Genomic DNA, 19,763 nt, shown 5'->3' with positions numbered 1-19,763 from the left:
TCCGAGCCGGACCCAGGCCGGATCTCAACGCCCGACCCACGCCGGGCCCCACCCGAGCCGAACCCACCCCAGGCCCAGCCAACCCCGGGCTGAGCCGAGGCCCGGGCCGAACCCAACCCGGGCCGCATCCAATCCAGGCCCGAACCGATCCGCCCCGGCCTCACTAGGCCGGATCCAACCCGGACTCGCCTATGCCGGATCCCAGGCTGGGCCAACCCCGGGCTGAGCCGGACCCACGCCAGGCCCAGCCCACCCCGGGCCGAGCCGGACCCACCCCAGGCCCAGCCCACCACGGGCCAAGCCAGACCCACCCCAGGCCCAGCCCACCACGGGCCAAGCCAGACCCACCCCAGGCCCAGCCACCACGGGCGGAACCCAATCCGAACCCGTGCATCAGCTGTCAGTGGGCGGCTTCGTTCCACGAACCTCCGTACCCCACCGAAACCTCCAACGGCACCGCCAGCTCCGCTGCCGAGCCCATGCCCTCCCGGACCAGTTTCTCGACCTCGGCGCGTTCTCCGTCGGCGATTTCCAGGACCAGTTCGTCGTGGACCTGGAGCAGGACGCGGCTGCGGAGCTTCGCCTCGGACAAAGCGCGGTGCACGTTCAGCATCGCGACCTTGATGATGTCCGCGGCACTCCCCTGGATCGGGGCGTTGAGGGCCATCCGTTCGGCCATTTCGCGGCGCTGGCGGTTGTCGCTGTTCAAGTCCGGCAGGTAGCGGCGGCGGCCGAAGATCGTCTCCGTGTAGCCGCGCTTCGCGGCTTCGCCGACCACTGACTGCAAATAGTCGCGTACGCCGCCGAAGCGGGCGAAGTACGCCTCCATCTGTTCTTTTGCGTCTTCGGTGGAGATGCGCAGCTGCTGCGACAGGCCGTACGCCGACAACCCGTACGCCAAGCCGTACGACATCGCCTTGACCCGGTAGCGTTGTTCCGGCGTGATTTCCCCTGCCGGAACGGAAAACGCGCGCGAGGCGACGAACGTGTGCAAGTCCTCGCCGCTGTTGAACGCCTCGATCAGGCCCTCGTCCTTCGACAGGTGCGCCATGATCCGCATTTCGATCTGGCTGTAGTCCGCGGTCATCAGCTCCGTGTACCCGTCGCCGACCACGAACGCGTCACGGATCCGGCGGCCTTCCTCCGTGCGCACCGGGATGTTCTGCAGGTTCGGCTCGATCGACGACAGCCGTCCGGTGGCCGCGATCGTCTGCTGGAGCGTGGTGTGGATGCGCCCGTCGTCGGCGACCGACTTGATGAGACCCTCGACCGTGGTGCGCAGCCGCGTGGCGTCGCGGTGTTCCAGCATGTACTGCAGGAACGGGTGCTCCGTCTTCTCGAACAGCGTCTGCAGTGCCTCGGCGTCGGTGGTGTACCCGGTCTTGGTGCGCTTGGTCTTCGGCATCCCCAGCTCGTCGAACAGCACGACCTGCAGCTGCTTCGGCGACCCGAGGTTGATCTGCTTGCCGATCACCTCGTACGCCGAGTCCGCGGCCTGGGTGACCCGGCTGAGGTAGTGCGCCTCCAGCTCGGTGAGCTGGTCGACGTCGACCGCGATGCCCGCCGCCTCCAGCTCGGTGATCACCTCGAGCAGCGGCAGCTCCAGCTCGGCCAGCAGCTTCGCCCCGCCCAGGTCCTCCAGTTCCGTACCGAGCGCGCCGGACAGCTCGAAGATCGCCCGCGCCTTGACCAGCTCGTCGGAGATCTCCTTCTGCTCCAGCCCATCGGCCCCGCCGTCGAGCAGCGACAGCTGACCGTCACCGTCGCCCGCTTCCGAGCGGAGCTCGCGGTGCAGGTAGCGCAGCGCCAGATCGTCGAGCTCGAACGTGCGCTGCCCCGGCCGCGCGAGGTACGCGGCGAGCGCCGTGTCCATGGTGAGCCCGGCGAACGTCCAGCCGCGGGCCCGCACCGCGTGCAGCGGCACCTTCAGGTCGTGCCCGATCTTGCGGACCTCCGGGTCGGCCAGCCACGCCGACAGCGCCCGGTCGTCTGCCTCGTCCATCGCCGTGACGTCGACGTACGCGCCCTCGCCGTCGGCCGCCGCAAAAGCGACCGCCTTCAGGTCCGACCGCACGGAACTTCCGGTGGTACGGAACGACAACGCCACCGGCTGACCTGCCCCGGCATGCGCCTGCAGCCACGCGCCGAGGGCACCCGGCGCGACCGCCGCACCGGACACCTCGAAGCCCTCGTCGGCCTCCGGTTCGGCACTGCTCAGCGTGGCGAACAGCCGGTCACGCAAGACGCGGAACTCCAGCTCGTCGAACAGCCGGTGCACCGCCTCGCGGTCCCACGGGCGCAGCTCCAGCTCGTCGGGCACCGCGTCCAGCGGCACATCCCGGACGAGCTCGGTGAGCTGCCGGTTGAGCGTGACCGCCGACAGGTGCTCGCGCAGCGCGTCGCCGACCTTGCCCTTGACCTCGTCGACCCGGTCGATGAGGTCGGCCAGCGTGCCGAACTGCCGGATCCACTTGGCCGCGGTTTTCTCACCGACGCCGGGGATGCCGGGCAGGTTGTCGGAAGGGTCGCCGCGCAGCGCTGCGAAATCCGGATACTGGCTCGGCGTGAGGCCGTACTTCTCCTCGACCGCCTCCGGCGTGAACCGGACCAGGTCGGACACCCCGCGCTTCGGGTAGAGCACCGTGACCCGGTCGTTGACCAGCTGCAGTGCGTCGCGGTCGCCGGTACAGATGAGCACGTCGTACCCGTCGCTCGCCTGCGTGGTGAGTGTGGCGATGATGTCGTCGGCCTCGAAGTTCTCCTTCGTGAGCGACGGGATGCCGAGCACCGTGAGCACCTCTCTGACCAGGTCGACCTGGCCGCGGAACTCGTCGGGCGTGGTGCTGCGGTTGGCCTTGTAGTCGGCGTACGTCTCCGACCGGAACGTTTTGCGCGACAGGTCGAAGGCCACCGCGAGGTGCGTGGGCTCCTCGTCGCGCAGGAGGTTGATGAGCATCGACGTGAAGCCGAACACCGCATTCGTGACCTGCCCGGTTTTCGTGCGGAAATTCTCCGCGGGCAGGGCGAAGAAGGCACGGTAGGCCATGGAATGGCCGTCGATCAGCAGCAGCCGCGGCCGCTCCTGCGTGGTGGCGGCGCCTGTGGTATTGGCAACGGTTCGGTTCTCACTCGGGCTCACGGGGCCGAGTCTAGGGTGAGGGTCCGACACTCTTGCGTGTCGCATAGGTTGAGGAGCAGAGAGTGACCGAGCAGACGGCCGAAATCCGGCCAGGGCAGTTCGGGGCCATCGACCCCGCGGCCGCCGACCAGCAGCTGAACGACAAGATCGGGCTGAAGATCCTCGAGCTGACGCCCGAACGGGTGGTCGGCACGATCCCGGTCGAGGGCAACCTCCAGCCGTACGGGCTGCTGCACGGCGGAGCGAATGCCACGGTTGCGGAGGCGCTCGGGTCGACGCTGGCTGCGCTCAATGCCGGACCGGAGCGGGCGGCGATGGGGTTGGAGCTGTCGTGCACGCACCATCGGGCGGTCCGGTCCGGGGTGGTGACGGCGGTGGCTACGCCGTTGCATGTGGGGCGGGGGACGATCACGGCGGAGATCGTGATCACGGATGATGAGGGGCGGCGGACTTGTACGGCGCGGTTGACTTGCGTGATCCGGGATCGGCCGCCGGGGGCGTGAAGTCCTTGGGGGTGAGCTGTCCGGGGGTGAGCTTTTACGGGTCGAGTGTCCGGCGGGGTGAGCCTTTACGGGTGAAATGTCCGGTGGGTAGGTGCCCTGGCTTGGAGCGTTGCGGTGGGGCACCCCGAAGCTTGATTGTGACGACGGTCTGAGGGGGCTTGTCAAGGCGGGAAAGATGCCTTGACAAGCCCCCTCAGACCGTGTTTTGGCTTCGGATCGGGGTGCAGGGCCGGGTCTGGGTGCGTGGTCCTGGTGAGTGCGTCGGCTGCGGTGAGTGGGGTGGGGGTTGGGGGTTTTGAAGGCGGTGAAGGGAACCATGAGGGAATCTGATTCCGTGATGGTTCCCTTCACGGCTTGTGCCTGCCGCTCAGCCGACGCCTAGGTAGGCTTCCTTGATGCTGGTGTCGGCGAGGAGTTCCTTGCCGGTGCCGGTTTTCGTGATCTGGCCGGTTTCCAGCACGTAGGCGCGGTGGGCTCGCGAGAGTGCTTGCTGGGCGTTCTGTTCCACCAGCAGTACCGTGGTGCCCTGGCGGTTGATCTCCGTGATGATGCGGAAGATCTGCTGGATGAACTGCGGCGCCAGACCCATCGACGGCTCGTCCAGCAGCAGCAGGCGCGGGTTGGCCATCAGGGCGCGCCCGATGGCCAGCATCTGCTGTTCACCGCCGGACATCGTGCCGCCTACCTGGGTTTTGCGTTCGGACAGGCGGGGGAACAGTTCGAAGACGCGGTCGAAGTCCGGTTGCAGGTTCTTCCGGTCCTTGCGGGCATACGCGCCCATGTCCAGGTTCTCCAGCACCGTCATGCCCGGGAAGATGCCCCGGCCTTCCGGTGCCTGCGAGATACCCCGGACCACCCGCAGGTCACCGCGCAGGCGGGAGATGTCCTCCCCGTCGAAGCGGATGCTGCCTGCCGAGAGCGGGCGGATACCCGAGATCGCCCGCATCGTGGTGGACTTCCCGGCTCCGTTCGCGCCGATCAGGGTGACGATCTCGCCCTCGTTCACCGTGATGGACAGGTCCGACACGGCCTTGATCCGTCCATAGTGGACGGACACGTCGGTGAGCTCAAGCAACGTCATCGTCGGGAACCCCCAGGTAGGCCGCGATCACCGCGGGGTTCTGCCGGATCTCGGCAGGCAGCCCGTCGGCGATCTTCTTGCCGAACTCCAGCACCACGATCCGGTCGGTGACGCCCATGACCAGCTTCATGTCGTGTTCGATCAGCAGGACGGTGTAGCCGTCGTCGCGGATCGTCCGGATCAGCCCCATGAGCTCTTCCTTCTCCGCCGGGTTGAACCCCGCGGCCGGCTCATCCAGGCACAACAGCTTCGGCTCGGTGGCGAGCGCCCGCGCGATCTCCAGCCTGCGCTGGTAGCCGTACGGCAGGTTCTTCGCCCGGTCCGCCGCCCGGTCCGCGATACCGACGAACTCCAGCAGCGCCATCGCCTTCTCGATCGCCTGCTTCTCCTCGCGATGATGACGAGGAGTCCGCAGCAGGGCACCCACCATGCTCGTGCGATGCCGCGCGTCGGTGCCGACGACCACGTTCTCCAGCGCGGTCATCTCGCCGAAGAGCCGGATGTTCTGGAACGTCCGCGCGATACCCAGCTGCGTGATCGCGTGCCGGGACGCCTTGCCGAGCGGACGGTCCTCCAACAGCACCTGTCCCGACGTCGGCCGGTACACCCCGGTCATCGCGTTGAAACACGTCGTCTTACCCGCGCCGTTCGGCCCGATCAAGCCCAGGATCTCGCCACGCCGGATGTCGAACGACACCGAGTCCAGCGCGACCAGCCCACCGAAACGGACCGTGACGTCGTCGACCTTGAGCAGAGTCTGCCCGACCGACACGTCGATGTCCCGGTCCGGCGCGACTACCTCGAACACCTCGGTCCGGTGCTCCGCATACTCCGCATCGGACATCTGCGCAATCTCGGCGACGAGACCACCCTCAGCCGGGACCTCGGGCCCGGTTCCGTTCTCTGGGACCGTCATCGCCTCTCCCCCGCGGTCTCGGTGGCCAGTGACCCGTCACTGCTGACCTGTTCGCCCTTGCCGAGCAGCCGCTGGTACGCCTGCCTGCCGTAGGTGAGCAGCCGCTGCCGCGCACCGAGCAGGCCCTGCGGCCGGAAGATCATCAGGATGATCAGCGCCAGGCCGAAGATCAGGTACTTGTACTCCGCGATCTGCTGGAACCGCAACGGCACGTACGCCACCACGATAGCGCCCAGCAGCACGCCGACCTTGTTCCCGGCCCCGCCGAGGATGACCGCGGCCAGGAACAGCATCGACGTGACCACGTCGAACTTCTGGTTGTTCACGAAGCCGAGCTGACCCGCGTACAGCGCGCCGGAGAGGCCGCCGACCGCGGCGCCGCCCACGAACGCCCAGATCTTGAACTTGAACGTGGGCACGCCCATGATCTCGGCCGCGTCCTCGTCGTCGCGGATCGCGACCCAGGCCCGGCCGACCCGGCTGCGCTCCAGGTTCCCGACCACGAACAGGATGATGATGATCACCGTGACGCACAGCCAGTACCACGGGATCCCGTTGGCGTTGGTGAAGATCGGCGAACCGTCGGCCTTCGTGCCCGGCGGATGCCCGACGTTGACGAAGCCACGGTTGCCGCGCAGCGGGTCGATGTTGTCGGCCAGCAGGCGGACGATCTCGCCGAAGCCGAGCGTGACGATCGCCAGGTAGTCCCCGCGCAAGCGCAGCGTGGGTGTCCCGAGGATCACCCCGAAGATCATCGTGACCGCCATCGCGATCGGCAGCACCACGAGGAACGGCAGTTTCGCCAGCGACGAGTCCGGGCTCGTGAAGAGCGCCATCACGTACGCGCCGACAGCGAAGAACCCGACGTACCCGAGGTCGAGCAGACCTGCTTGGCCGACCACGATGTTGAGGCCGATGGCGACCAGCGCGTAGCGGGCCACCTCGAACATCGCGATCGGGAAGTCGTAGCCGGGCTGGGTGGTGATGATCGGCGGGTTCAGCACCGGCAGCAGGTAGATGAGCACCACCACCGGGATGAGCACTGCCCACTGCTGGACCCTGGACAGGTTGTTCCACCACTCCGAGATCGGCCTGCGGCGCGCCTTGGCCGCGGAGTGGGCAGGCGGAGTCGAGGTCGTCGTCATGCCCGCGCCTTTCCGAGCGACTCGCCGAGGATGCCGGTCGGCCGGAACATCAGGATCAGCACCAGCAGCACGAACGCGACGACGTCGCGCCACTGGCCGCCGAAGAGCGACTGCCCGTAGTTCTCCACGACCCCGAGGATGAGGCCACCGAGCAGCGCGCCGCGCAGGTTGCCGATGCCGCCGAGCACGGCCGCGGTGAATGCCTTGATGCCGAGGATGAAGCCGCCCTGGTACGCCGCACCCTGCGGGATCTTCATCATGTAGAAGAGCGCCGCCGCGCCGGCCAGCAACCCGCCGATGAGGAACGTCAGCATGATGACGCGTTCCTTGTTGACGCCCATGAGCGTCGCGGTGTCCGGGTCCTGGGCGACCGCGCGGATGCCGCGGCCGAACTTGGTGCGGTTCACGAAGAGGTCCGCGCCGATCATCAGGAGGATCGAAGCGACCACCGTGATGATCGTGACGATCGTGACGCTGCCGCCGAAGATGGTGAACACCTCGTCGTTGCGCAGCAGGCGGATGGCGTTCTCCGGGTTGCCGCCGCGCCAGATGAAGAGGAGCTGCTGCAGCACGAAGGAGGCACCGATCGCGGTGATCAGGAAGACCAGCCGGGGTGCCCCGCGTTTGCGCAGCGGCCGGTAGGCCACGCGTTCCAGCGCGACCGCGGTGCCGCCGGACACGGCCATCGAGGCGATGAGCGCGAGCAGCAGGAAGCCGATCAGCTCGAAGATCGGCAGGTCGGGCGTGGCACCGGGACGGAACCCCATGCCGTAGAAGACGAACCACGTCGCGTAGGCGCCGTAGATGAACACCTCGGAGTGGGCGAAGTTGATGAGCTTCAGCACGCCGTAGACGAGGGTGTAGCCGAGCGCGACGAGCGCGTAGATGCTGCCGTAGGAAAGGCCGTCGATCGTGTTGTCCCAGAACTGGTTCAGGAACGAATCGACGTCGAAGTTGATCCAGCTGCCGCCCTGCTCGAGGACGAGGGAGCTGAGGTCATGGGTCATCGACACTAGTTCTCCATGGGGATCCGGGGTGCGGGCCCGGCGGGATCGGGCCGCCGGGCGCGCACCCCGGTACTGGAACCGAAAGCGGCGGGGTTACTTGATTTCGGTGTCGCGGACGATCTTGCCGTTGTCCACCTTGTAGCTCCACACGGTGGTCGCCGACAGCTCGCCCTTGCTGTCCCACTTGAAGTGCTTCGTGATGCCCTGGCCGTCGTAGTTCTTCACGAAGTCCAGCAGGCCGGCGCGGTCCTTCTTGCCCGAGTCGATGCCCTTGAGCAGGATCGTCGCGACGTCGTAGGCCTCGGGCGAGTAGGTGCCCGGGTCGCCGCCGGTCGCCGCCTTGTAGGCGTCGGAGAACTTGGTGAACTGGTCGGCAGGCACGCACGGGCAGGTGAAGTACGCGTTGGCCGCGGCGTCACCGGCACCCTTGATGAACTGGTCGTCCTTCACGCCGTCCGGGCCGACGAACTTCGCCTTGACCCCGGCGTCGTTCAGCTGCTGCGCGAACGGAGCGGCTTCCTGGTAGTACCCGGAGTAGAAGACCGCGTCCGGCTTCTCGTTCTTGATCTTGTTGACGATCGCGGAGAAGTCGGTCTGCTTGGTCTTGACGTTGTCCTGGCAGGACGCCTTGTCGCCGAGCGCCTGGATGGTCGAGGCGGCGAGCCCGGTGCCGTACTCGGAGTCGTCCTTGATCACACAGACCTTGTTGGCCTTCAGCTCGCCGGTGATGAACTTCGCCGCGGCCGGGCCCTGGGTGTTGTCGTTGCCCAGCCCGCGGAAGAAGGTCTTCCAGCCGTTGTCGGCGAGCTTCGGGTTGGTCGCCGACGGGGTGACGGTGACCAGCCCGGCGCCGTTGAAGATGCCGCCCGCGGCCTTCGACTCACCCGAGAACGGGAGACCGATGACGCCGATGATCGCCGGGGTGTTGACGATCTGGGTCACGATGCCCGGCGCCTTGTCCGGCGTGCCCTCGGTGTCGAACTGCTCGAGCTTGACCTGGCAGCCCGGGTTGGCCTTGTTGTGCTGGTCGACCGCCAGCTTCGCGCCCTTGAGGATGTTCTGCCCCAGAGCCGCGTTCGCGCCGTTGATGGTGCCCGCGTAGGCGATGGAGGTCGGCGCGCACTGCGCCTTGCCGTCTCCTGCCGGGTCGGCCGCGTTCGCGGCCGCCGACGGGGCAGCCGCCTGCGGCGCCCCGCTGTTGTCACCACCCGAGCCACTGCCGGTACGCGCTGAACATGCGCCGAGGGAGATGACTCCCGCGGCGGCCAGCACGATGACCTTCGTGAGTCGTGCTTTTTGCACTCGTTCCTCCAAATGCCACCCGCCGTGCTCCGTGGAACGGCGGGTCCCTTGCGTGGGACTTCGACTGGGCGCTGAACGTAGCCGCCGGGTGGGGTGTTGCACAGAGTCACGCCATGTCTTGTATCCACATCGTGACGGTCGTCACGACTGATAACCGACGTTTTACACTCGATCGTCCTAATCCGACGACCGAGTGAATGACCCTGCGTGTGCAATCTCCCCTCGAACGGACCTTGACTCCCGGCCCGATCACTGGGGGCAGTGTAGGAACATCCCCTTCGCAGTCACGTGCGACACAACCATCCCCCGGCCTTCAAGGTAGCAACACTGCCCTTTCGCGCAGCGGAGAACACCGGTCCCCGGCGCGTCCGGAGACGACGAAGCGGGCGTGACCCCCTGGTCACGCCCGCTTCTCCGGGGCTTTTGTGCGTTGTGGTGCGTCTTGGGTGCGGCTTGTGGTCAGCCGATGCTTTCCACGACGGCCTCGGCGACGGCCTTCATCGTGGTGCGCCGGTCCATCGCGGTGCGCTGGATCCAGCGGAACGCGTCCGGCTCGGTGAGGTTCTGCCTGCTCATGAGCAGGCCTTTCGCCCGGTCGATGACCTTGCGCGTCTCGAGCCGGTCGGTGAGCCCGGCGACCTCGGCCTCGAGCGCCTGCAGCTCGGAGAACCGGCTGACGGCCAGCTCGATCGCGGGTACGAGGTCGCGCTTGGCGAACGGTTTGACCAGGTAGGCCATGGTCCCGGCGTCACGGGCCCGCTCGACGAGGTCGCGCTGGCTGAACGCGGTGAGGATGACGACCGGCGCGATCCGGTCCCCGGTGATCCGCGCGGCCGCCTCGATCCCGTCGAGCTTGGGCATCTTGACGTCGAGGATCACGAGGTCGGGCTTGAGGTCCGTGGCGAGCGCGATGGCCTCCTCGCCGTCGCCGGCCTCGCCGACCACCTCGTACCCCTCTTCGCGCAGCATCTCCACCAGGTCGAGCCGGATGAGCGCCTCGTCTTCCGCGACGAGCACCCGCCGCTGCGCCACGGCGGCGCCCTCCGACTCGGCAGCCTGTTCGGTCACCGGTGTCCTCCCTGAAGCTCGTCTCCGACACGCGGTCACCCGCGAAAGACAAGCGTACCGGGAACGATCCAGATCCCACGATGGCGTTCACCACGAAGTGGCGGGCGTGACACTGTGCTCGTTTCCGGCGTGATCAGCGGACCCGATCACCGGGTGCAGCAGCGGATCCCGTAGAGTTTCCGGCACTGCGCCCCCGTAGCCCAACTGGCAGAGGCAACGGATTCAAAACCCGTCCAGTGTGAGTTCGAATCTCACCGGGGGCACATTCTGTGACCAGCACAAACCGGCCCCGCGACCTGCGAGAACAGGTGTGGGGCCGATCTTGTTGTGTCCGGCTGTGCCGGCCGTATCGAGCTGTTCACGGGTATCCACCCCCAATACGCCCCCAAATTTTCGAACGCCTGCGTTCACTCGGACGTACCAGCGTCGTCGTCCCAGTCCAGTGCTCGTTCGATCCGCTCGTGCGCCTCCGCCTCCAGCCCGGCGATCACAGCGGCGTAGGTCGCCAGCAACACCGCCACGGAGTGGCCTGCCCACGCGGTGCACTGTGTGGCCGGTACCCCCGCAGCGAGCCATGTCGACACACACGCGTGCCGGAGGTCGTACGGACGCCTCACGAGGAGCGAGGCGTATTCGCCTTCCGAGAGCGCTGTTTTCCGCGCGTGGTCCCACACTCGCGAGATCGTCGACTCGGCGATATCGCCCCAGTCAGGTTCCGGAAGAGACGGCCGTCGGCCGCCGTGCCGAAGGTTTTCAGGTGCTGGTGGAGGATCGCGGTGAGCGGAGGGGGCGAGGGCACTGCGCGCACTTCGCCTGCTGCCCGCTGTTTCAGCTGTCTCCGGTCTCGGCGCTCCCCCGAATCCGTCCACGCAGCTCCCGTGGTCGGAGCGGTCGCCGACAGCAGCAGTTCACCCCATCATCGTTCGGGTAGCTGCAGGTCCAGCTTGCAGAGCATCGCGGCTTCCTCGGGGCGCAAACCGGCGTAGTACATAGCCGCGAAGAAGGCTTTCAGCATGGGGCCGGACGACCGACGCGGAGCAGTGTCACCGACGAATCTAGGCCGGTCCTTGCACACGCACCTGCAAGGACTTGGCGCGCAGATTCTCGGTCAGCGCCGCTGCTTGACCCAATCGATTGCCTTTCGTAGTTTCTGGACGCCAGCGACACGCAGACGAGTCCAGGAGCTACCGCGTCTCGCCACGTCCGAGAAGTTCGATGATCTGCCCCAGTGAGGTGTTCACGGTGGCGAAGCCCGCGCGCATCTCCTCGCGGAGGTCAACCTGGTCCTGGCGCAGAGCGTTGAGAGCGCCAGTATGAGCGCGCAGCTCGGCGCGCACCTCGGAGACATCGCGGTCTGCGCCGGCCGCAAGCACCCGGGCCGCCGCGCTGTCGGTTGCCCGCTCGCTAAGGTCAGTCATCAGCCGTTCCAGTCGCTCGACCCGCCGGGTGAGGTCTTCGTCCGCCATGCCGGCGATGCTACTGCCTCCACCTCCTTCAGGTCGTCCGACCAGAGCATGAACCGCGACGGACACGGTTGCCAGATCGTTCCAGGGTCGCGAGCGGCCGGCGACCCCGCCGTCACACCCATGAGGCAGGACATCACGTCCGCTGGCACCGCGACGCCCAGCGTGGCAGGCCACGGGGCATGGCCTATCAACGATCGCTTGGCACTCGACCACCCGCCCGACAACGGCACCCGACGCATACGGAAGTTCGCGGACGGTCATGCCCCCCGTCAATCAGGCTGAAGCGCCACCCGACCTGATGGTTTGACGTTGTCAAGTGCCTGGGTTAAGTAGCTCAGTTTCAAGCTCTGCCAGGGTCGCATGCTCGCGTCGGCCCATTCGCCCAGCCGTTCGACTACCGTAAGTATTTAGATGAAGAAGGACCGAAATACAAGTCTCACAAGGTTGATTTCCAGTTATTGTAGATTCCGTAGTAGCGCCCCAGCCGCGCGGTTGTTTTCTCGCAAAACTCCTCATGCCCCACCTCTCCCCAATACCGATACAGCGCCATCGCAATTGCTCGGCAGGCAAACGGCGGAACGGTTACTGCGCTCACCACTACCGAAGGATCGACCCGCAAAGAAATACCCGCCAGGGAGTTGACGGTCAGCCAGAAAGCTCCGTGAGTAATTCCGGAGGCGAGTTGGTATATTCCAGTTGCATCAGGGATCCATTTCCTAGCCGTATCCGAAGCGTTCATGTCGACGTTTTGCCAGCTCTGTTCCCCTTTGAATCTCACTCGTCGCACGTTGCCCTTGTACTCGTGAAATTCAATCCCCGCCCGAGTTACCTGCCGCTTGGTTCCATCCAAGGATGACTTCGCCCTCTTTACCTCCTCTAACCTGTCCGGAAATATAAGAGCAAGCTTTCGTTGCTCCTCAAGCATTCCGAGTCGCATTCCTGCCGCGCGAAGAATCACACTATCCGCACCGACTTCGACGTCAGATAGATGGCAAACCTGAAGAGCCGAGTCCAATGCGGATCGAGCCAAGGACAGGGGGGCCCACAGCGGTAACGGCTCATCACCCAAGACTCTACTTATGGATCTTGCATGGTCAAGCATATGACTCACGGCGAGAGATCCGACCACGGGACCTTGGATCGCCAATCTCCGCAGATATGGGCGATTGACGCGATCACGCTCTATGATTCGAGCAGATACAAAGACCGGAAAATCCTTGTCCACCCGCTCATGAAGACTTCTAATTACGACATCAAAATCCGCGATAGTATCATCTATCAACCTTCTCCCTTCGTCAATTAAAGCTACAGGCACCCCACGATAGCGATCACTTCGAGTGTAGCCTTCCGACAAGGTAGCCACCTGAATTTCTGCCAATCCTTATTTACAAGGGAAGGGTTCACCCAAGGTGAGATTTTTGTTCAGCATTGTTGCTCCAACATCATAGGATATCGTATATCGAATTATCTGCTCCCATTTTCGCAGACCTCGATCATCGCTATAGCGTATAGTTGCAATAAATGCAAACCTCTCCCCTTCGTTAAGCGGTTTAATTTCGTCGATAAAGATCGTTTCTTCGCCGCTCGAAAGTACGCGATCCTGCATCCCTTGAATGCGCGGGAACGTCGCCCGCGCCAGGTCTCGCGCAAGGTTGCTGCGGACCCATACCTCGACGTCAACTGCATCGAAAGAACGAGTGTTTCGTATTCGTATCGCGGTATACTTGTCTCGATGAGGGCCTTGTCCGCCAATTCTCAACGAGAACGCTGGGCGCACTGTCAACGCAACTGCTTCATTAGCTGCTTCTGCTGCCGCATTCGACTTGCTCGAACTGCGCCAAGAGAAGAACGCCGAGGCGGAACCCGCTAGGGCCGCGACCACGGGTGCCCACTCGATCACAACGCTCGCCATAGGTGATCAGTCGCCATCTGGGGGCGGTTCGTTTCGACGGCATACCAGGAACAGCCCGTCGGTCATCGAACATAAGGTCGAGGTGAGTGCGTGCATGACCGGGAGAAGCACGTACCCGACTGCGTCTTGGAAGAGCACTCGATGCTCACCCCAGTACAAGTAGAAGATCAAGCATGCCGACTCGCGACGTGGACACCGAGCACGCCGCGGGTGTGTGCCCGCGGCGTGGGTGCCGTTCTGACGTGGCGGTCACGCCAACCCAGCTTGTGACGCGCGCCGTCGATCGTTGATCAGGATCCGCCGCGATTGGGCTCCTGACCACGGCTCAGCCGCTCGACCGCACCTCTAGTCGGCTCTCCCCGCAACCACCGAGGAGCAGGTTTGTCTACCGACCTGCCCCCGTTATGCCCCCAAATTCGCCGCGTCGGCGTCTCAATCGCAGGTCAGAGCACATTTCCGGGCCGGATTCAAAACCCGTCCAGTGTGAGTTCGAATCTCACCGGGGGCACTCGGAATTCTCGTGTTTTCGCAGGTCGGCGACGGTCACCCGGGCAGAGCCGGCCACCAGCTCGCGTGCGACATCCCGAAATTGTCCGGGTCGCGTGCGAACCTGATGGCGTGGAAGTGCACTTCGACGCTGAGCTGTGGATCTGGGACGCCCGGCGAACCGACACGTGGACCTTCGTCAGCCTGCCCGCCGACATCTCGGACGAAATCCGCGAACTGGGCGGTCCGCGTCGAGGCTTCGGATCGATGCGCGTCCAGGTCCGGGTCGGTGGAAGCACGTGGCGGACGTCGATCTTCCCGGACAGCGAGCGCGGCTACGTGCTGCCGGTGAAACGCGCGGTGCGGAAGGCCGAGAATCTCGATCCCGGCGACGTCGCGAGAGTGACCGTAACGATCCTCGACCTCTGACGGCGACGAAGCGGGTCCGAGGTGTCCACCGCGAAAAGCCAGCCGGTTTGAGCTGAACATGGCACCGGCCGCGGGGAGACGAAAACCGGCCGCAGAGGCCTGGGAACGTTCCCCGCGGTCAGGAGCGGGGCCGGGTCTTTTCGGGGTCGTAAAACGGGAATCCGACCACTACGGCGGGGATGCGTTTGCGGTGCCCGTCCAGCTTTCCGACGTCTACCTCCGTGCCGGGTGCGGCGTAGTCCACCGCGATCCGGCACAGGGCGATGTTCTTGCGCAGTACCGGTGAGCGGGTCCCGCTCGTGACGACTCCGGCCCGGAACCGGCCTGCGTACACGCTGTCTCCGTGCCCGGCGGGTTCGTTGCCGGCCAGTTCGAGGCCGACCAGGCGGCGCTGCGGGTTCGCCTTGCGCTGCCGGAGGGCGGCCCTGCCGCTGAAATCGTCCTCTTTGGATTTCAGGGGCACGGTGAACCCGATCCCGGCTTCGTAGGGATCGACCTGGTCGTCGAACTCGTTTCCGGCGAAGGCCAGGCCGGATTCGATCCGCAGCACGTCCAGTGCGTCCAGGCCGAGCGGGGTCAGCCCGTGCGGCCTGCCCGCTTCGGCGACGGCGTCCCACAATCCGGGCGCGTCCGCGGGATGGCACCACAGTTCGTAGCCGAGCTCACCGGTGTACCCGGTGCGGGACACGACCACCGGAATGCCGTTGTGGTCGCCGATCCGCCCGATCGCGAACCGGAACCAGGTGAGGTCGCCGAACGACGGCTGGGCCGGGGGCGTCCACACGATCTCCCGGAGCAGCTCCCGGCTCTCCGGTCCCTGCACGGCGATGTTGTGCAGCTGGTCGGTCGAGTCCTTCACCCGCACCCGGTCCAGCCCGAGCACGGCCGCCCGGTTCCGCAGCCACACCCCCGTGTACTCGTCGCCGGCGACGAACCGGAAGCGGTCCGCGCCGAGCCGGAAGATCGTGCCGTCGTCGATCATGCCGCCGGTCTCGGTGCACACCGCCGTGTAGACGACCTGTCCCTCGGCCAGCTTGCGCACATTCCGGGTGACCGACGCCTGCAGCAATGCCTCGGCGTCCGGGCCGAGCACCTCGAACTTCCGCAGCGCCGAGAGGTCGATCACCGCGGCGTGCTCACGGCACGCCCAGTACTCCTCCACCGCGCCGTGGGCGTCGAATTTCGACGGCAGCCAGAAGCCCCGGTACTCGGTCAGCTGCCGGGTCAGCGCCGACGTCCGCGGGTGGAATCCGCTCTGCCTGGTCAACCGGGGCACCGCGGCCGACGTCACCCGGTGCGCGATCGCCACCGAGAACTGCCGTTCCGCCGGGTAGACCCGCAGGTGCACGTCGGTCGGGTGCCACGCGTTCGACGGGTCGATGTCGTCCGGGCAGGCGGACGAGGCGCACACCAGGTCGGTCATGGCGCGCATCAGCACGTAGTCGCCCGGCCGGGACCACGGCTCGTCGAACACGAGGCAGTCGTCGCGGTCGAACATGGTGTTGTAGAACAGGTTCAGTGCCGGCCAGCCCCGGCGGGGCGCGATCGCGTACGGCGCCAGCCCGCGGTTGAAGTTGTCCGTGCAGTTCACGTGCCCGGGATAGCCCAGATCCTCGTAGTACTTGCGGTTGCAGGCGAGCCCGAACGTGTCGTGCCTGCCGACGGTGTCCCGGACGATCTCCACCAGCGGCTGCAGGTCCTGGTCGTAGAACTTCCCGTGCAACCCGGGCCGCGGGCAGGCGCTGGCCATGAAATATCGCGTCGCGGTCTGGTCCAGGCCTCTTTCGACGCCGTCGTCGAGCCGGTCGCGGCGGAAGGCCAGGAAATCCGAGCACTGCCTTCCTTCGACATCGAGCACCTGGATGAACTGCCCCGCCTTCACCTCGTACGAATGCGCCGACGCCCGCTCGATCCGCAGGTCCAGCACCGGTTCCGCGAGCGGCTCGGGCAGCGGCCGCTCGCGGCCGGGCCGTGGCTTCGCCCGGCGCACCTCGACGACGAGATCGGACGGCGGATCCTGCTCGTCGACCCGCATCCGCCTGCCGGGAGCGGCGATCACACAGGTCGCCGAGCGCAGTGCGGGGAACGTCCGCCGGGCACCGGCAGCGGAGCCCGGCCCGAAAAGCCGCACCGCGGTCGCGTCGTCCGGACGGAGGCCCCGGCGGTGCAGCGCCCGGAGAACCGCTTCGCCGTCGCGCTCCGCGAGGCCGCGCAGAGTGGTGGCCGGCGAGTCCGCGACGGCGTCCAGCGCGCCGAAGTCCTCTCCGGCCGGACCGAGGACGGTGACTTCGGCGACCTGGTCTCCCCCGGGATCGATCACCGTCAGCTCGTCGCCGCCCTCGACGGTCAGCGCGGTGACTCCGCCGGGCCGTACCCAGTAGGTCTCCCGGCCGGGCTCCGGCGGCAGGAGCCCGGGCAGCACGAGCCGCGGGCGCCGGCCGGCGAGCCCGGTCACGGAAGCACGTCGAGATACTCCTCGACGTCCCACTCGGTCACCGCGGCGCAGAACCGTTCCCATTCGTCGGTCTTGTAGTGGTGGAAGACCCGGTACAGGTCGCCGGGCAGGGCGTCCCGGATCACCGGATCGGCCGCCAGTGCGCGGAGTGCGTCACCCAGGTTCAGCGGGATCTTCCTGACCTCCTTTCCCCCCGCCATGGCCTCGTAGATGTTGCGTTCCTCGGGCGGCCCCGGATCGAGGTTGCCGCGGATTCCGTCCTGCATCGCCCTGATCAGCGCGGCGCACGACAGGTAGGGGTTGACCGACGAGTCGGCGCAGCGGTACTCGAACCGGCCGGGGGCACTCACCCGCAGTGCGGTGGTCCGGTTCTGATAGCCCCAGTCGGCGAACAGCGGAGCCCAGAACCCGGTGTCCCACAACCGGCGGTAGGAGTTCACCGTCGGAGCCGTGATGCAGGTCAGCGCTTCCAGATGCGCGAGGACCCCGCCGATGGCGTTCAGGCCGATCTTGCTCGGCAGCCGCGGGTCGTCCCCTTGCGGCAGGAAGACGTTCTCGTCCCCTTGCCACAGTGAGAGGTTGTGGTGGCACCCGTTGGCCGACACCCCGGTGAACGGCTTGGGCATGAAACACGGGTACAGGTTCATCTCCCGGCCGACCTGACGGCAGACCTGCCGGTACGTGGTGAGGTGGTCGGCGGTGACCCCGGCCTCGGCGAAGGCGAAGTTGAGCTCGAGCTGGCCGGGCGCGTCCTCGTGGTCGCCCTGGATCATCGTCAGCCCCATCGCCTCGCTGTACTCGATGACCCGGTGGATCACCGGCTGCAGCTCGGCGAACTGGTCGAGGTGGTAGCAGTACGGCTTCGTCGCGCCCTCGACCGACGGGGTGCCGTCCGGATTGAGCTTCAACCACATCATCTCCGGCTCGGTGCCCACCCGCAGCTGCAGTCCGGTCTCCTGCCGGAAGTCCTCGTGGATCCGCCGCAGGTTGCCGCGGCAGTCGGAACTGAGGAATGCGCCAGGGGCCTCCTCTTCCTCCCGGCCCCGGAACAACGTGCAGAACACCCGTGCGGTCCGCGGATCCCATGGCAGCACCCGGAAAGTCTCCGGTTCCGGAATGCCGACGAGCTCCCGTGCTTCCGGGCCGTAGCCGATGTACTCGCCGTGGCGGTCGGTGAACAGGTTCGCGGTCGCACCGTAGACCAGCTGGAATCCGGTTTCGGCGAACTTCTCCCAGCACGCCGAGGGCGCCCCCTTGCCGAGCACCCGCCCGGTGACCGAGACGAACTGGAAGTACAGGTACCGGACGTCGTGCTCGTCGATCAGCTTGCGGACCCGGGCGATCTCGCCGCCCCGCCCCGGCGTGCCGGTGAAATCCTCGAGATCAGTACTCACGATTTCTCTCCTGGAGTCGGTTCCGGCGCCCGGGTTCACCGGTTCGCGTTCTGCGCCGGCAGTGGGGCATCGGCCCGCGGGCGGGCGAAGCCGTGCCCGGGATGATCGTCGCGGAGCCGGACGACGCCGGGCCCGTAGAGCTTTTCGCGCAACGTGGTCCCGTCGTACTCGGTCCACATCACGCCGCGGCGCTGCAGCTCGGGGACCACCAGGTCGATGAAATCGGCGATGTCCTGGTACTTCACCGCGTGCCCGACGTTGAACCCGTCGACCCCGGTCACCTCCATCCAGCGGATGAGCTCGTCGGCGACGGTGGCGGGCGAGCCGACGACAGTGGGCCCGGTGCCCCCGATGCCGATGAAGGCGGCCACGTCGCGCGGGGTCCACTCCCGGTCCGGCTCCATCGTGGAGAACATGTCGATCATCGTCTGCCCGCCGTTGGTCTCGACGTGCCCGAGCGGTACGTCGAGGTCGAACTGGGACATGTCCAGCCCGCTCCAGCCGCTGTACCTGGCCATCGCCCCGGCCGTGCTGACCAGCCTGCGGTATTCCTCGTGTTTCGCGTGGGCGGCCTCGTCGGTCGGAGCGCAGACCACGTTGAGCATGTGCAGCACCTTCAGGCTCCGTGGATCACGCCCGCGGTTGGCGGCGATCACCCGCAGCGTGTCGACCTGCCGCTTCAGCGCAGCCATGGACACGGAATTGGTGAAGACCGCTTCGGCGTGTTCCGCGGCCAGCCGCTGTCCTTTCGGCGAGCCGCCTGCCTGGAAGATCACCGGCGTCCGCTGGGGCGAGGGCTCGCACAACGCGATCCCGGGGACCGTGAAGTACTCGCCGTGATGGCCGATTTCGTGCACTCGCGCCGGATCGACCCAGACGCACCGGTTGCGGTCGCGCACCACCGCGCCGTCCTCCCAGGAGCCCTCCCACAGCTTGTAGACCACCTCCAGGTACTCGGCCGCCCGCTCGTAGCGCTGGTCGTGCCGCATCTGCCGGGCGACCCCGTGGTTGCGGGCGGCGCTCTCGGAATAGGAGGTCACCACGTTCCAGCCGATCCGGCCGCCGGTCAGGTGGTCCAGGGTGGAGAACCGGCGGGCCAGTGAGTACGGATGGTCGTAGGCGGTCGATGCCGTCACCCCGAAGCCGAGCCCGGTGGTGACGCTGGCCATCGCCGAGATCACGAGCAACGGGTCGTTGGCCGGAATCTGCGCCGCGTCCGCGAGCGCGGCGGCGACACTGCCCTCGTACACGTCGTGGTAGCCGACGTTGTCGGCGAAGAAGATGCCGTCGAACCGGGCTTCTTCCAGCAGCCGGGCATAGCCGGTCCAGTACCGCACATCGGTGTAGCGATGGCCCCGGTCGTCCTTATGCCGCCAGGTGCCCGCGGACAGGTGCGCCGGCCCCAGGAAGTCGAAAGCGAACAAGCGCATCCGCCGAGCCGTCATCGTCCTTCTCCGTTC

Annotated in this window: 15 protein-coding genes, 1 tRNA gene and 1 pseudogene; 3 read left to right on the top strand and 14 right to left on the bottom strand. The window is 66.5% G+C overall.

What is annotated here, in order from left to right; all coding sequences use genetic code 11:
- Nucleotides 1-400 precede the first annotated feature (400 nt).
- A complete protein-coding gene (gene polA, locus OO71_RS09845; RefSeq protein WP_033289348.1) occupies nucleotides 401-3,139 on the bottom strand; it encodes a DNA polymerase I in 2,739 nt (912 codons plus the stop codon).
- Between the two features lie 62 nt (nucleotides 3,140-3,201).
- Here polA and OO71_RS09840 point away from each other — a divergent pair, with 62 nt between their 5' ends.
- Complete coding sequence (locus tag OO71_RS09840; protein WP_033289347.1) at nucleotides 3,202-3,642, top strand: PaaI family thioesterase; 441 nt, start codon at nucleotides 3,202-3,204, stop codon at nucleotides 3,640-3,642.
- Nucleotides 3,643-4,009: 367 nt separating this feature from the next.
- Here the strand turns inward: OO71_RS09840 and OO71_RS09835 are convergent, their stop codons facing one another.
- The 6 genes from OO71_RS09835 to OO71_RS09810 form a co-directional block, all read right to left on the bottom strand.
- On the bottom strand, nucleotides 4,010-4,723 hold the full coding sequence (locus OO71_RS09835; RefSeq protein WP_033289346.1) for an ABC transporter ATP-binding protein: 714 nt from the start codon (nucleotides 4,721-4,723) through the stop codon (nucleotides 4,010-4,012).
- Nucleotides 4,710-5,639 carry an ABC transporter ATP-binding protein gene (locus OO71_RS09830; protein ID WP_033289345.1) on the bottom strand — a complete coding sequence of 310 codons (930 nt, stop codon included), beginning with the start codon at nucleotides 5,637-5,639 and terminating at the stop codon, nucleotides 4,710-4,712. Before OO71_RS09830 ends, OO71_RS09835 begins: the two co-directional genes overlap by 14 nt.
- Nucleotides 5,636-6,784, bottom strand: a complete 1,149-nt coding sequence (locus OO71_RS09825; RefSeq protein WP_033289344.1) for a branched-chain amino acid ABC transporter permease — start codon at nucleotides 6,782-6,784, stop codon at nucleotides 5,636-5,638. The genes OO71_RS09830 and OO71_RS09825 overlap by 4 nt, the downstream gene beginning before the upstream one ends.
- Entirely contained in the window at nucleotides 6,781-7,791 is a 1,011-nt protein-coding gene (locus OO71_RS09820; protein ID WP_033289437.1) for a branched-chain amino acid ABC transporter permease, read from the bottom strand. Before OO71_RS09820 ends, OO71_RS09825 begins: the two co-directional genes overlap by 4 nt.
- A gap of 93 nt (nucleotides 7,792-7,884) precedes the next feature.
- Nucleotides 7,885-9,063, bottom strand: a complete 1,179-nt coding sequence (locus OO71_RS09815) for an ABC transporter substrate-binding protein (protein ID WP_033289436.1) — start codon at nucleotides 9,061-9,063, stop codon at nucleotides 7,885-7,887.
- A 489-nt stretch (nucleotides 9,064-9,552) separates the two neighbouring features.
- Nucleotides 9,553-10,161, bottom strand: a complete 609-nt coding sequence (locus OO71_RS09810) for an ANTAR domain-containing response regulator (protein ID WP_033289343.1) — start codon at nucleotides 10,159-10,161, stop codon at nucleotides 9,553-9,555.
- 189 nt (nucleotides 10,162-10,350) lie between these two features.
- On the opposite strand from OO71_RS09810, the gene OO71_RS09805 reads away from it, so the two are divergent.
- Nucleotides 10,351-10,424, top strand: a tRNA-Leu gene (locus OO71_RS09805).
- Nucleotides 10,425-10,568: 144 nt separating this feature from the next.
- Here OO71_RS09805 and OO71_RS52080 read toward each other — a convergent pair.
- The 4 genes and pseudogenes from OO71_RS52080 to OO71_RS50000 form a co-directional block, all read right to left on the bottom strand.
- A pseudogene (locus tag OO71_RS52080) lies at nucleotides 10,569-11,206 on the bottom strand (tyrosine-type recombinase/integrase); the annotation flags it as partial.
- Between the two features lie 139 nt (nucleotides 11,207-11,345).
- Entirely contained in the window at nucleotides 11,346-11,627 is a 282-nt protein-coding gene (locus OO71_RS09795; RefSeq protein WP_033289342.1) for a hypothetical protein, read from the bottom strand.
- Between the two features lie 436 nt (nucleotides 11,628-12,063).
- The gene (locus tag OO71_RS50875; protein WP_162186057.1) at nucleotides 12,064-12,405 is read right to left on the bottom strand and encodes a hypothetical protein; all 342 of its coding nucleotides are present in this window, start codon (nucleotides 12,403-12,405) and stop codon (nucleotides 12,064-12,066) included.
- Nucleotides 12,406-13,008: 603 nt separating this feature from the next.
- Nucleotides 13,009-13,527, bottom strand: a complete 519-nt coding sequence (locus OO71_RS50000) for a hypothetical protein (RefSeq protein ID WP_156096238.1) — start codon at nucleotides 13,525-13,527, stop codon at nucleotides 13,009-13,011.
- A gap of 630 nt (nucleotides 13,528-14,157) precedes the next feature.
- On the opposite strand from OO71_RS50000, the gene OO71_RS09785 reads away from it, so the two are divergent.
- Entirely contained in the window at nucleotides 14,158-14,454 is a 297-nt protein-coding gene (locus OO71_RS09785; protein WP_033289340.1) for a DUF1905 domain-containing protein, read from the top strand.
- Between the two features lie 118 nt (nucleotides 14,455-14,572).
- Here the strand turns inward: OO71_RS09785 and OO71_RS09780 are convergent, their stop codons facing one another.
- The 3 genes from OO71_RS09780 to OO71_RS09770 are packed head-to-tail and all read right to left on the bottom strand — an operon-like array spanning nucleotide 14,573 to nucleotide 19,748.
- A complete protein-coding gene (locus OO71_RS09780; protein ID WP_033289339.1) occupies nucleotides 14,573-16,909 on the bottom strand; it encodes a trimethylamine N-oxide demethylase in 2,337 nt (778 codons plus the stop codon).
- A complete protein-coding gene (locus OO71_RS09775) occupies nucleotides 16,906-18,303 on the bottom strand; it encodes a glutamine synthetase family protein (protein ID WP_063740037.1) in 1,398 nt (465 codons plus the stop codon). Before OO71_RS09775 ends, OO71_RS09780 begins: the two co-directional genes overlap by 4 nt.
- A 35-nt stretch (nucleotides 18,304-18,338) precedes the next feature.
- Nucleotides 18,339-19,748: an LLM class flavin-dependent oxidoreductase gene (locus OO71_RS09770; protein ID WP_033289338.1), complete on the bottom strand. Its 1,410-nt coding sequence runs from the start codon at nucleotides 19,746-19,748 to the stop codon at nucleotides 18,339-18,341.
- Nucleotides 19,749-19,763 lie beyond the last annotated feature (15 nt).

This window comes from Amycolatopsis jejuensis (assembly GCF_000717335.1).
Classification (GTDB): Bacteria; Actinomycetota; Actinomycetes; order Mycobacteriales; family Pseudonocardiaceae; genus Amycolatopsis; species Amycolatopsis jejuensis.
The sequence above is the reverse complement of the archived record's forward strand: the minus strand, read 5'-3'. Positions and strand labels throughout refer to the sequence as shown.

Excerpts from the sequence above, each read along its gene's own strand:
- OO71_RS09835 (WP_033289346.1), bottom strand. The coding sequence starts at position 4,723 with ATGACGTTGCTTGAGCTCACCGACGTGTCCGTCCACTATGGACGGATC.
- OO71_RS09830 (WP_033289345.1), bottom strand. The coding sequence starts at position 5,639 with ATGACGGTCCCAGAGAACGGAACCGGGCCCGAGGTCCCGGCTGAGGGT.
- OO71_RS09825 (WP_033289344.1), bottom strand. The coding sequence starts at position 6,784 with ATGACGACGACCTCGACTCCGCCTGCCCACTCCGCGGCCAAGGCGCGC.
- OO71_RS09820 (WP_033289437.1), bottom strand. The coding sequence starts at position 7,791 with ATGACCCATGACCTCAGCTCCCTCGTCCTCGAGCAGGGCGGCAGCTGG.
- OO71_RS09795 (WP_033289342.1), bottom strand. The coding sequence starts at position 11,627 with ATGGCGGACGAAGACCTCACCCGGCGGGTCGAGCGACTGGAACGGCTG.
- OO71_RS09770 (WP_033289338.1), bottom strand. The coding sequence starts at position 19,748 with ATGACGGCTCGGCGGATGCGCTTGTTCGCTTTCGACTTCCTGGGGCCG.